12 protein-coding genes are annotated in these 11862 nt (G+C 55.1%); 7 read left to right on the top strand and 5 right to left on the bottom strand.

Features of this window, described 5'->3' with window-relative positions:
• Nucleotide 1 precedes the first annotated feature (1 nt).
• Complete coding sequence (locus GVI59_RS07000; RefSeq protein ID WP_173573594.1) at nucleotides 2–1357, bottom strand: LLM class flavin-dependent oxidoreductase; 1356 nt, start codon at nucleotides 1355–1357, stop codon at nucleotides 2–4.
• A gap of 205 nt (nucleotides 1358–1562) precedes the next feature.
• Here GVI59_RS07000 and GVI59_RS06995 point away from each other — a divergent pair, with 205 nt between their 5' ends.
• From GVI59_RS06995 to GVI59_RS06975, 5 genes are all read left to right on the top strand, one after another.
• Nucleotides 1563–1916, top strand: a complete 354-nt coding sequence (locus GVI59_RS06995) for an LLM class oxidoreductase (protein WP_242012999.1) — start codon at nucleotides 1563–1565, stop codon at nucleotides 1914–1916.
• A 165-nt stretch (nucleotides 1917–2081) separates the two neighbouring features.
• Nucleotides 2082–3665, top strand: coding sequence for an FAD-dependent oxidoreductase (locus GVI59_RS06990; protein ID WP_173573593.1), 1584 nt, complete (start codon nucleotides 2082–2084; stop codon nucleotides 3663–3665).
• Nucleotides 3662–4039, top strand: a complete 378-nt coding sequence (locus GVI59_RS06985; protein ID WP_173573592.1) for a 4Fe-4S dicluster domain-containing protein — start codon at nucleotides 3662–3664, stop codon at nucleotides 4037–4039. The genes GVI59_RS06990 and GVI59_RS06985 overlap by 4 nt, the downstream gene beginning before the upstream one ends.
• A 36-nt stretch (nucleotides 4040–4075) precedes the next feature.
• Complete coding sequence (locus tag GVI59_RS06980) at nucleotides 4076–5053, top strand: aliphatic sulfonate ABC transporter substrate-binding protein (RefSeq protein ID WP_242012998.1); 978 nt, start codon at nucleotides 4076–4078, stop codon at nucleotides 5051–5053.
• A 153-nt stretch (nucleotides 5054–5206) separates the two neighbouring features.
• Nucleotides 5207–5818 (top strand): nitroreductase family protein, encoded by a 612-nt coding sequence (locus GVI59_RS06975; protein WP_173573591.1) that lies wholly within the window; start codon nucleotides 5207–5209, stop codon nucleotides 5816–5818.
• A 37-nt stretch (nucleotides 5819–5855) separates the two neighbouring features.
• On the opposite strand, the gene GVI59_RS06970 is transcribed toward GVI59_RS06975, so the two are convergent.
• The 3 genes from GVI59_RS06970 to GVI59_RS06960 all read right to left on the bottom strand — a co-directional run bounded on the left by GVI59_RS06970 (nucleotide 5856) and on the right by GVI59_RS06960 (nucleotide 8773).
• Nucleotides 5856–6542, bottom strand: coding sequence for an RBBP9/YdeN family alpha/beta hydrolase (locus tag GVI59_RS06970; RefSeq protein ID WP_173573590.1), 687 nt, complete (start codon nucleotides 6540–6542; stop codon nucleotides 5856–5858).
• Between the two features lie 78 nt (nucleotides 6543–6620).
• Nucleotides 6621–7778, bottom strand: a complete 1158-nt coding sequence (locus GVI59_RS06965; protein ID WP_173573589.1) for an acyl-CoA dehydrogenase family protein — start codon at nucleotides 7776–7778, stop codon at nucleotides 6621–6623.
• A gap of 20 nt (nucleotides 7779–7798) precedes the next feature.
• Complete coding sequence (locus GVI59_RS06960) at nucleotides 7799–8773, bottom strand: ABC transporter substrate-binding protein (protein WP_242012997.1); 975 nt, start codon at nucleotides 8771–8773, stop codon at nucleotides 7799–7801.
• Between the two features lie 286 nt (nucleotides 8774–9059).
• On the opposite strand from GVI59_RS06960, the gene GVI59_RS06955 reads away from it, so the two are divergent.
• Together GVI59_RS06955 and GVI59_RS06950 are read left to right on the top strand one after the other, a co-directional pair.
• Nucleotides 9060–9794, top strand: a complete 735-nt coding sequence (locus GVI59_RS06955) for an ABC transporter permease (protein WP_173573768.1) — start codon at nucleotides 9060–9062, stop codon at nucleotides 9792–9794.
• Complete coding sequence (locus GVI59_RS06950) at nucleotides 9791–10525, top strand: ABC transporter ATP-binding protein (RefSeq protein WP_173573588.1); 735 nt, start codon at nucleotides 9791–9793, stop codon at nucleotides 10523–10525. Before GVI59_RS06955 ends, GVI59_RS06950 begins: the two co-directional genes overlap by 4 nt.
• A gap of 187 nt (nucleotides 10526–10712) precedes the next feature.
• Here the strand turns inward: GVI59_RS06950 and GVI59_RS06945 are convergent, their stop codons facing one another.
• Nucleotides 10713–11705 (bottom strand): ABC transporter substrate-binding protein, encoded by a 993-nt coding sequence (locus GVI59_RS06945; protein WP_173573587.1) that lies wholly within the window; start codon nucleotides 11703–11705, stop codon nucleotides 10713–10715.
• Between the last annotated feature and the right edge of the window lie 157 nt (nucleotides 11706–11862).

Here is an 11862-nt window from a genome sequence, read left to right as displayed (position 1 = left end):
ATCAGGCCGCATCGGCACGTGAAGACTCTTCACGTTTCCTTGCCGTCCATCTGTTTTCCGGGACTGAAAGACCAAGATGGTCTCTCAATGTTGTTCCTTCATATTCGGTCCGGAACAGGCCGCGCTCCTGAAGAATGGGAATGACACGTTCACGGAAAAGTTTGAAATCTCTCGGACTGGTGACGCGAATATTGAAACCGTCTGCCGCGTTCCCAACAAACCAGCGCTCGATCTCATTGGCGACGGTTTCCGGCGATCCAACGAAACTGAGTCGCCAGCTTCCATAACGCTCTGCCGCCTGTCGTAATGTCAGCTTGCCTGCATTTACCCCACGCAAAATACGCTCTGCGTGACCTTTGTAGCTGTTCAGAGTCAGATTGCTGATGTCTGGAAATGGCGCGTCAAGCGGGTACTGCCGAAAATCATGGTAATTGAAAGCCCGTCCCAGAGCGACAAGCTTTTTATCTATATCCAGCCCCCCTTCCCGCTCAACAGCTATCTCCCGGGCTTCTTCATCCGTTTCAGCAATAATCGGAGCGATACCGGGAAGAACGTGAATGGAATCGGGATCGCGGCCAAGCGCTTTCGCTCTCGTCTTGAGATCATGATAATACTCCTGCACAGATTCGAAATCTTCTACGGCTGCGAAAGTACCATCCGCAATCTGCGCACCCAGCTGCCGCCCGGCGTTGCTGTCGCCTGCCTGAAAAATAACGGGGTAACCCTGCGGCGAACGACTGAGGGCCAGAGGACCTGCAACGGACAGAAATTCACCTTTATGATTCAGGGCGTGCTGTTTGGATTTATCGAGAAAAACGTCGTTTTCCCTGTCATAAGGAAAAGCATCATCTTCGTAGCTATCCCAAAGACCTTTTACGACATCGACAAATTCTTCCGCTCTCTGGTACCGCAGGGCATGATCGAGATGTTTGTCCTTGCCATAGTTTCGTGATGCGCCTTCAAGGCCCGTGGTCACCACATTCCAGCCTGCACGCCCTTTGCTGATATGATCGAGTGAACCAAACAGACGCGCGACATTGTAAGGCTCCCAGTACGTGGTGGTGAGCGTGCCCACCAGACCAATACGCGACGTGGAAACCGCAAGAGCAGACAGCAAAGTGAGCGGTTCCAGACGATTGAGGAAATGTGGTGCGGTATCGGGCGTAATAAATGGACTGTCGACGATGAAGACCAGATCGAACCTGGCTTCTTCCGCCAGTCGCGCATTGTGGATGTACCAGTCGATATCAATGCTAGCATTTGGCGGCAGCTCTGGATCCCGCCATTGGCTGAAGTCCGTGCCGACACCGGCAAGAATCGCACCGAACTTGAGTTGACGCTGTCTGACAGAACTCATGACACTCTCCCCTGAACGATAGGGACAGAACATTGGCGTCCGATTTCATCTCCTGATAACGAGAAATATTAAATTCACGGATGTTGCATTCACAACAGTCACCATGGATTGCGGGATATTGAGAAACAAAAAAGGAAAACTTGTTATTAAAAAACGTTTTCTCATGAGAAAACGCTGACATCACATTATCTCACGAGGTGTCCCGGTGCATCTGTCCCTGTTTCTGATCCTGTCCAGTCTGCATCCTGGAGGGTGGCTGCATGCCTTTTCTTCACATGCTGATCCTATGGATATCAGGGCCTATGCCTCCCTCGCCCGCAAGGCGGAACAGACTGCCCTCGATATGGTTTTTGTTGCAGACAAGCTGGCGATCGACAGCAATTATGGAAGATCCATTGAGGCAACGGTGTCCAGCCGTGCAGTAGGATCACCTGCCCCCCTGACATTGTTTTCCGCGTTCTCTGCCCTGACGGATCGGCTTGGTCCCCCCGGCACGATTTCCACGACAACGCCTTCTTCATACAAAGACTGTGTTTGTATAACCAGATTCAGAAAATGACAGAGGGTCATGTCGATACATGACCTTCAGGGGAATGGTCCGAAATCTGGGTAGCCAGCGATACTGGACAACCTACGGCAACATGGCGGCATTCCCCGGAGGCCCAGGAACGGCCCCACTTAGCACACGAATAGATTTCTGAATTTTCCTGAATAGGAAAGCATCATGAACGAGATCATTGCAGATGTTCTGGTTGTCGGTGGCGGGATGGCTGCGGGCTGGGCCGCCATTTCCGCTGCCAAAACCGGAGCCCGTGTCGTCCTCGCGGACAAGGGCTTCATGGGGACCAGCGGTGTCACCGCACCAGCCGGTCCGAATCACTGGTGGGTGCCGCCGGAAGCGGAACTACGAAAGGCTGCGGTAGAGCGCCGACTGGAGAGTGCTTTTGGGCTGGCAGACCCGGTGTGGATGGAACGCATCATCGACATAACTTGGCAGTCCATTCCCGAAATAGCCCCATGGTATCCTTTCTCGGGTGATGGCAAGGGCGGCACATTTCGAGCGGGCCTGCGTGGTCCAGAATATCTCCGCGCCTTGCGGCAATACGCCACAAAACTGGGCGTCACCATTCTTGATCAGCATCCTGTTCTGGAACTTCTGGCACGGCAGGACGGCTCGATCGGTGGCGTGGCAGGTTACGACCGGCTGAACGACAGACCATGGAACGCCCGGACCGGTGCAGTCATACTCGCAACAGGAGGCTGCGCCTTTCGATCAGGCTTGCTGGGGAGTCACAATAACACAGGTGACGGCTATCTCATGGGCGTGGAGGCCGGAGCAGAACTTTCCGGAATGGAGTTCTGTATTTCCTATTCCATCTCCCCTTTATGGCTCAGTACACGCACCCTGCCTTATACGGGAGCGCGATATTTCAACGCCGAAGGACAGCTTCTGTCCATACCCGGCTGGGATAAACCTCGTGACTATCTCTGCAAATTGGCCGACGCCTTCCGGGCCGGACCGGTTTATGCCGATCTTCACGAAGCGCCCGCCGGTCTGCCGGCTGTTGTCAGGGAGATTCAGCCGGCAACCGTTGCAGCCTTTGAACGACGCGGTCTCGACATGTTTCAGGATCGGTTTGAAGTAAAACTGTTCGGAGAGGGCACAATCCGGGGTATCGGCGGTCTCCGTATTGTCAATGATGTCTGCGCCACCTCCGTACCAGGATTGTTCGCCGCAGGAGATGCCGCAACACGCGAACATATCGCAGGTGCCACGAGTGGCGGTGGAGCGCAGAATGCCGCATGGGCGCTGTCGTCCGGTGTGCTTTCAGGCACCGGAGCCGCTCACGAGGCTAAAAAACGTCGAAAGACACTGGATCGGAGCGAAAAACTGAAACCGCTTGGTGGCGCCGGGTTGCGTCCATCCGGCGCCGTAAAAGCTGTTGACAGAAAGGCCGCGATACAGACCGCACAAAAAGAAACGCTCGATCTGGATAAGGCGCTCTGGAGAAATGAAACCGGCCTGAAGTCTTCGGCTTCCTTGCTGGATAAAGCGTGGTCAGAAATACGGACCAGCCTGCATGGTGAAAAGCTGGAGACGGTTTCAGCAAGAGAGACCGCCGCCATGGTCGCGACCGCAAGATGGTGCAATGCCTCCGCACTGGTTCGAAAGGAGAGTCGAGGCATGCATGTAAGGGAAGATTATCCTCAACAAAATCCTGACTACCAGAGCCGGATAATCACGGGAGGTCTGGACCGGATCACTCCATATCTGGAAAAGCTTCGCACTACAGAGGCTGTGTCATGATTACAGAAATCCTTCCTGACCGCTGCAATAGCTGCAACGCGTGCGTCGTGGTCTGTCCTGATCATGTTCTCGACATGGCGAAAGACGGTCAACTCCCTGTCATCGCACGACCGGATCAGTGTCAGACCTGCTTTCTGTGCGAACTCTATTGCTCGGAAGACGCCATTTACGTTGCTGTCGATGTTCCCCGTTCAGAATTGAAAAATGACCCTCTGGGAAATATCCGCCGGGATTACGGGTGGGATGGCCATGAAGAAGATCCTCTGAAAAACTTCTGGCAGCTTGGTGGCCTTTTGCGAGAAGGGGTAATGATTTCATCTGCACGCCATGCGCTCCAGCAATCTGACGACAAGGAATCTGAGAAGAAAATCTGAAACAATCTGCGCAGCTTTTTAAGATGAGCCATCAATATGAAGACTTTTCTTTCCCGACGCACAGTGCTTGGTGCGTCCTGTCTCTCATTGCTGTCATTACCACTCGAGGCAGCACCCGGATTATCTGGTCCCGTGGATGGAAGCAGCGGCCCTACACTGTTCGTCGGTGATCAGAAAGGGGGCGTGCGCTCCCTGCTGAGGGCTGCGGGACAGCTCACTCACTTACCTTATCGTATCCAGTGGGCATCATTTCCCGTTGGCGCCCCTTTGATCTCCGCGATTGCCTCAGGCGCGCTTGATTTCGGATATGTTGGTGACGCAACGGCCACATTCACCTTCGCGTCCGGCAGCTCTCTCAAGGCAATTTCGACGTGGCGTGTAGATGGAAAATCCAACGCGTTGCTGGTGCCTGGAAACAGCAATGTCCACTCCATGCGGGATCTGATCGGTCGCCGTATCGCGTTTGTCAAAGGCTCACCCGGCCATCTTCTGGTTCTGGCTGCTCTACAACGGGAAAATCTTGATGCAGGCCAGATCGTGCAAGCGCCTCTGGCTGCTGCGAATGCGAGAATGGCGCTTTCCAGCGGATCAGTCGATGCATGGGCGATCTGGGATCCTTATGCTGCAACGGCTGAACTTGAAGATCATGCCCGTATTCTGCTGACTGCCCACGGTCTGGTTGATGAAGTCGAGTGTGGTATCGCCAGTGACGCTGCCATTGCCAAAAAACGGGCTGAACTGACGGATTTCATGTCACGCGTTGGGAAAGCTCTTGCCTGGGGTACGACCCATCTGGAAGAACGCGCACTTGCCTTCTCCCGGGATACCGGCACACCTCTGGATATTGCCCGTGTGTCATCCTCGCGCATGGTGATGACAGCCCTGCCCTCCGTCACAGACGAGGTCATTGCCATCCATCAGAAAGTCGCCGATCTTTATCAGACCGCCCGTGTCATTCCATCCCGCCTCAATGTAGCCGATTTTTACGATCGGTCTTTTTTGATTCCCGCCTGATTTCCTATAAGACTCTTCAGGATTATTCATTTTTACTCCTGGCAGCCTTACGTCACTCTGCTGTCCTGCTGATTGCCTCTGCGTAACCAGAAACAATATGGGAAGAACCTCAAAGGTTTTTCCAGTTATGATCTTTTCGGAGTTGCTCCCACGATGACATCATTCCCAGACCGTGAAACCGGCTCGACGGTTGCCCCTTTCATTCTCAATCGCTGGTCGCCACGCGCCTTCACACCTGATGAAATTACACAGAAAGAACTGCTCACCATCCTTGATGCTGGTCGCTGGGCGCCTTCCGCCTACAACGCCCAGCCATGGCGTTTCATTTATGCACGCCGCAATACGCCGAGCTGGGAGCGGTTTCTCTCCTGGCTGATCCCATTCAATCGCGCATGGGCCGAGAACGCCTCTGCGATCGTCTATATCGCCTCACGGACCGTCACCGACAGCGCTCGTACAGGCGAACCCGTTGATGCGCCATCGCATGCTTTCGACGCAGGAGCCGCCAGCGTCCTGATCCAGCTGCAAGCCAATCAGAATGGCTGGCACACCCATCCGGCCAGTGGTTTCGATAAGGAACTGGCTCATGCCGGGCTGGAACTCCCTGAGGACCATGTCGTGCATGCGGCCATCATCATCGGACATCGCGGATCGGCCAGCCAGCTTCCGGAAAATTTACAGGAACGGGAAAAACCTTCGACCCGCCTCCCTCTCGATGCTCTGGCTTCCGAAGGTCGTTTCATACCTCCCACGACCGGATCCTGACCGGCAAAGCGGCGATCAGGACAGGATCGCCGCTTCCTCAGACTTCGTGCTCTTCTGATATTGTCTGCTCATTATCGATCCGGTCGAGCAGTTTCTCCAGAGCACGAAACCCCGCCCGCCATATCCCAAGATTTTCCCGATTTCCGATATGACCAACCCTGCCAGCGGGAAACAGTTCTGCTCCCCAGCAATGCGCCATGAACCGGGCACGGGCCGGAGATAGCCACTCATCATTGTCACTCGTCGCCAGCACGGATGGAAAACGCACAGTCGCCTGCGGCAGAGGCGCAAAGCCTCTCACCCGCAGTCTATCCGATGCCCGCGCTTCCTCCGCATCCGCTGGCGCTACCAGTAACGCTCCCGCAATCTTCAGATCCGCACAATGAACTGTCAGTAACGCTCCCAGACTATGGGCGACAACAAGCACTGGCCGTGTGCACAGAGTGACAGACGACTCCAGCGTCTTTTTCCATGTCATCAGATCCGGGCTGACCCAGTTATCCTGTTCGACGGACTGCACGAACACTCCTTGGCGGATAAGCAATTTTTTCCACTGCGACTGCCAATGACCTTCGCCAGATCCGTCAAGACCCGGCACAATCAGCACATCAAAGCCCACCAGACGCCGGATAAGGGCGTTCAGCTCCACATCCGTATCATCATCCAGCCACGAAACCGGATGCGACAAAAACTTCTCGGAACCGAAAGACGAGGAAATCTGCATGACTGGTCTCCTGCTGATGGAAATCACTCCATTGTTGTGTTCATCCCTGGCTTTTCTTCTGCTTCTGGCCTCTCTCGGTCATCCGGCCTCAAAAACCGATCGTCCGGCTGCCTCGAGAACAGCATCAGCCTGTGGCGTATGAATGCGTCCACACAGGACATTCCGATAATGCCGCTCCAGAGGATTATTCTGACTGAGACCGGGATTGCCCGTCACTTCTACGGCCCGTGCAACCGCAGCAATGGCGTTTTCGGTTACAAGACGCTTGATCTGCCCCGCCTCGACCTGAGTGATGGTTTCATCCTCAATTTTTGAAAACGCACTGTCCAGCAAGGCCTTGTTGGTGAGAAGAAGTCCATCGATCTCACCTAGAACACTGTGAAAGCGCGGGAGCGTCGAAAGAGGACGACCCAGCGCCGTAGGCACGCGCTCTTTCAGAAAACCAATCAGCCAGTCCCGTGCCGAACGGGCCACCGCATCATATAGCCCCGCCACAACAGCCGTATGCGCCGTAGCGAGGATCGGCGTTTCAGGATTGCTGCCGCTCTCATGGAAATTGATGAGATAACGCTCTGGAACCTCGACATCCTCAAATATGATGGTGTCACTGCCCGTCGCTCTCATCCCCAACTGATGCCAGCTTTTCTCAATCCGGACTCCCGGAGAGTCGAGCGGCACCAGAATCTGTCCGATACGCGGCGTTTCATCTTCCGTTGCGCCCCAGACGACACCCCAATGCAGCGCTGAGGAGCCTGTCGAAAAGATTTTGCGGCCGGAAAGCAGCCAGCGGTCCCCGTCCCGTCGCACGCGTGTAGCCGGAATACCACCGCGTGCCGGTGTGCCGAGTTCCGGCTCGACACGCAGGGCGTTGAGCAGAGCTCCCGACTGGACGATGGACTCAAACACGTCCTCCCGCACATCCTCAGGCCAAGTACTGGATGCAGCAATCCCCAGAGTCTGAAGATACTGCATGGCAAGAATCAGTGCGGTGGAGGGATCACCCTCAGCGACACGGGCAACGATTTGCGCAATCTGACGCAGGGTGATCCCGCCCCCCCCCTTGCTGCGGGGCACTGCCAGAGCAAGCAGTCCGGCCTCGCGCAGATCTTCCAGATTATCGAATCCGATTTCACCACGGCGATCATGGTCGGCTGCCCGTTCAGCAAAGCGCTTGACCAGCTCATCCGGCACTTCGACTTCAGTCAGGCTGGGTTCGATAATCCGTGATCCGTCCATGATCAAAATATCCGCTTTCGTCAGGGTGATGTCAGATTTTGCTCAAAGGCTTCATCGAAAGCATCCGACCGCGTAACAAAACCAGCGGACCGATAGGTGGCGACGACTGACGCTTCGGATCTGATGGTATCAGATGTCACTGGCGCCGGAGTGGCAATAAGTTTTTCAGCAACAGAGACCGCCACATCGTCAGGAATTCCGGTCTGTCGGGCCAGTATATGGGCATACTCCGCCTGATGCCGGGCACCCCACCCGTAAGCAGCCGTCATGCGTCGATAGAAATCCGTCAGATGTGCGCGCTTGTTTGCCAGAGCGTCCGTACTGGCCACAAAGAAACTGTTGTTCGGCATCAGGTCGGCGGCGTCGGCCACAACATGTCCATGCCCGGAGACAACAGCAAGAGAGACATAAGGCTCCCATGTGGACCACGCGTCCACGCGGCCGGTATCGAGCGCCGCCTTGGCCTGCGCGGGGAGAAGGAAAACGATTTTTGGCGCCGGAGCCGGAATGGCTCCTGTAGCGAGCAGGCGTAGCAGCAGCAGATGCCCGATGGAGCCACGCCCGGTGGCGATCCTCTTACCTGACAACTGCGTCACGCTGGTGATGGAAGAGCCCTCCGGCGCGACCACTGCGGTCGCCTTGCCGCCTCCACGGGGAGGAATCAGCCACGTTGCCCGGATGGGTAATCCTGCTCCCCACGCAAAGATGAACGGGCCGTCCCCGGCAATTCCCGTATCCACCGCACCGGCTCCGAGAGCCTGAAGAAGCGGCGCAGCAGCTTCAAATTCCACCCAGCGGATATGATAGGGCACGTCCTTGTCCACGCCAGACGCCTGCATCAGGGCTTTCTGCTGCCCCTTCTGGTCCGCGATCACCAGTTCGTCCTCCGCCCAGGCCGAGGTGACGAGAACTGCGCCCAGAGCAAGCGTCAGCATGCCTGTCAGGATGCGAAGATGAAACGCCTTGAACCGGCGGCCTGGCACTATCTGCTTCATTTCCGAGAAACCACCACCTTACGTCGCACAATTCAATCAAATCACGCCAATATGTGATATGAAAATAATTCACCTTATATGAAAGTGCAAATATGGAAGTATGCTCTCACTGAAAATAATTACAGCGTGGAGTCACCAGGCCATGTCCGGCGCAGTCCAGCATAGCACCGCTTCTTCCGTATCCCGGTTTGCAATTCCTTCCGTCGCCACGTTTTCTCCTTCCCGAAGAAAATGGCTCGGCAGACTGCCTTACCGGAACTTCGGCCGCTACCTTTCTCCCCTGCTGATGATCCTGTGCTGGCAGGCGGCCTGTTCCACCGGACTGCTCTCCACCAGACTGGTCGCATCTCCGGTCCAGATACTGGGAACAGGCTGGACTCTTGTTCAGGACGGCACGCTTTCGACCAATATGGGCGTCTCCCTTCTACGCGCCTTCGCAGGGCTTTCGCTGGCGCTGGTAGCGGGAATCAGTCTCGCCCTGATTTCCGGTCTGTCCCGGCTTGGTGAAAATATCGTGGACGCACCGCTTCAGATTTTCCGGACACTGCCGGTTCTTGCCCTTGTTCCCCTGTTCATTCTCTGGTTCGGCATCGGAGAAACGCCAAAGATCCTTCTCGTGGCTCTTGGTTCCACGTTCCCGATCTATCTCAACCTTCACAAGGGTATCCGTTCGATCGACCCCAAACTGCTGGAAATGACACGCACCCTGCGCCTGTCACGTAGCCAGACGATCCGTGACGTGATCCTGCCCGGTGCGTTGCCTGACCTGCTGGTCGGCGTCCGTTTTGCAGTCGGTATTTCATGGCTGATGCTTGTCGTGGCCGAACAGGTCAACGCCGACAGCGGGATAGGACACATGATGATGGATGCACAGGATTTCCTCCGCACCGACATCATATTCGTTGGTCTTGCCATCTATGGGCTTCTCGGTCTCATCTCTGATCAGTGCGTGCGGGTGCTGGAACACCGGGCGCTGGTCTGGCGTCCTCTCCACATCCAGCGGACGGGAAACATCGGATGAACTACATATCTCCTCTGGCCACAGTCGCCACCGATCTCCAGCCGGCAGTCAGTGTGCGCGGTCTGAGCCGTCGCTTCGGAAACGGCTCTCCGGTACTGGACAAACTTAATCTGGATATTGCCCAGGGCGAGTTTGTCGCCCTGCTTGGCCGCAGCGGTTCAGGCAAATCGACATTACTGCGCGCCCTGTCCGGCCTCGACCCCGTCCGGGAGGGGCAGATTTCATGCCCGCAGGAATCTGCCGTGGTGTTTCAGGAAAGTCGTCTCCTGCCATGGAAAAAAGTCTGGCAGAACGTCATGCTTGGAAAAACCGGCGCAACACGCTCTGACGCACGCAAGGTTCTCGAAGAAGTAGGGCTTGGTCATCGCACGGATGCATGGCCACTGACCTTGTCCGGAGGAGAAGCACAGCGTGCAGCACTGGCGCGTGCGCTCATTCGGGAACCGAAATTCCTGATGCTGGATGAACCATTTGCCGCACTGGACGCTCTTACACGTCTGAACATGCAGGATCTGGTGTCGTCCCTCTGGCAGCGTCACAAAAGCGCCGTCCTGCTGGTAACCCACGATGTGGACGAGGCTCTTCTGCTGGCGGATCGGGCTGTCGTGCTTGAAGAAGGCCGCATTCGGGCAGAATTACCCATTTCGCTTCCGCATCCACGCCGCCATTACGATCCTGCCTTTGTGCAGTTGCGCTCAACGCTTCTGAAACATCTAGGGGTAGACGAATAGAGCGGACTCAAAGCGGAAATCTTTTATCCTGATGATCTGGCGAGGAAATTGACCCATCATCTGAGCTCGTCAGATCATCAGGAGTGAATAATTCAAGTGCAGACAAGAACAGATTCTTTATCGCGTACAGAGTGATCCCAGCCGGCACACCCAGCTTCAGGCTCCATCATACTCATTGTTATCAGGCCTACCCTTTGAGAAGCGACGTCAGATCATTTGAAAAAACAGATTCCAGATCAGGACGTGCAGAAATGAGATGCTGTTCGATAAAGGTATCGGCAACATTCTGGGCACTGTGAATATCGCCTTCGTTCCAGGGGCGTATACGATAAGGACGGTTCTGCGCGTTGAGATCGCTCAGCACGATGGTTTCCGGAATCTGAATGACTGGAGAAATGACCTTTGACCACTTCTCCTTGTTCTGCGTCAGAAGCGCGTAAGCCCTTCCCAGACGGTTGATGTAATCCGCAACAGCCAATCGAAAGGCAGGATCGGGAAGCCGAACAGGATTAGCCCCGATGAAGTAATGTCCTGAAAGAATATCTTCGGCACTTTCCAGAACACGTGCAGAGCCATCCCCCACAACCATGGGAATCACATAACCATAGGTTGCCCAGGCATCGAGACTGCCTGACTTCAGCGCCGTAAGACCCTGGCTCATGCCCAAAGGTACAGGCGTGACGTCGGCAAGAGTGAGACCCGCCTTCGCAAGCATGCGGATCAGGAAATAATGAGCGGTTGTCGAACGGATATACCCAATCTTGCGATTTTTCAGATCGGCGAATGAACGGGCAGGAGAATTTGCCGGCACGATAACCGCCTGATTGGTTGTCGGCCCATCAACGGCGGCAACCACTTTCACACGTGCGCCTGAGGCGGCAATGAAGGCCAGTGGGATTTCGCTCCACTCTCCCACATCAATTGCATCAGCATTGATGGCCTGCGCAATCAGATTTCCTGAATTGAACTCGCTGAATTCCACCTTGTAAGGAAAATCCGCAAGACCGGTCGCAGGAAGGATTGTGGAATCCATTCCCCGAAAACTCGCGACACGCAGCGTAACGGATGAAAGTTCCGCTGCATGAAGACTGTGGGATGTCAGAAATGGCGCACCGCAAAGAGAGGAAAGCGCTCCAAGACCAAAATGGCGGCGAGAAAGGCGTCCCGTGAAGAATGTCATGTGCGCTCACTCAAATCCATGAATCAACCTGCATTCATCCTTTCATGAATTTCCACACCCCAATCATGAAAAATTATTGAGAAATAAATGAGTATTTTGAATCCGCAACAAACAGACAGCGTCAATGGTCCCTTTTACATTAATTGATCGACGGCAG

The sequence above is a fragment of the Acetobacter sicerae genome (genome assembly GCF_011516765.1).
Taxonomy (GTDB): domain Bacteria; phylum Pseudomonadota; class Alphaproteobacteria; order Acetobacterales; family Acetobacteraceae; genus Acetobacter; species Acetobacter sicerae.
The sequence above is the reverse complement of the archived record's forward strand: the minus strand, read 5'-3'. Positions and strand labels throughout refer to the sequence as shown.

Bases quoted from the DNA above. Each gene is read 5' to 3' on its own strand.
- GVI59_RS06985 (WP_173573592.1), top strand. From the start codon at position 3,662: ATGATTACAGAAATCCTTCCTGACCGCTGCAATAGCTGCAACGCGTGC.
- GVI59_RS06965 (WP_173573589.1), bottom strand. From the start codon at position 7,778: ATGGACGGATCACGGATTATCGAACCCAGCCTGACTGAAGTCGAAGTG.
- GVI59_RS07000 (WP_173573594.1), bottom strand. From the start codon at position 1,357: ATGAGTTCTGTCAGACAGCGTCAACTCAAGTTCGGTGCGATTCTTGCC.
- GVI59_RS06970 (WP_173573590.1), bottom strand. From the start codon at position 6,542: ATGCAGATTTCCTCGTCTTTCGGTTCCGAGAAGTTTTTGTCGCATCCG.
- GVI59_RS06950 (WP_173573588.1), top strand. From the start codon at position 9,791: ATGAACTACATATCTCCTCTGGCCACAGTCGCCACCGATCTCCAGCCG.
- GVI59_RS06990 (WP_173573593.1), top strand. From the start codon at position 2,082: ATGAACGAGATCATTGCAGATGTTCTGGTTGTCGGTGGCGGGATGGCT.
- GVI59_RS06945 (WP_173573587.1), bottom strand. From the start codon at position 11,705: ATGACATTCTTCACGGGACGCCTTTCTCGCCGCCATTTTGGTCTTGGA.
- GVI59_RS06955 (WP_173573768.1), top strand. From the start codon at position 9,060: ATGATCCTGTGCTGGCAGGCGGCCTGTTCCACCGGACTGCTCTCCACC.
- GVI59_RS06975 (WP_173573591.1), top strand. From the start codon at position 5,207: ATGACATCATTCCCAGACCGTGAAACCGGCTCGACGGTTGCCCCTTTC.
- GVI59_RS06980 (WP_242012998.1), top strand. From the start codon at position 4,076: ATGAAGACTTTTCTTTCCCGACGCACAGTGCTTGGTGCGTCCTGTCTC.
- GVI59_RS06960 (WP_242012997.1), bottom strand. From the start codon at position 8,773: ATGAAGCAGATAGTGCCAGGCCGCCGGTTCAAGGCGTTTCATCTTCGC.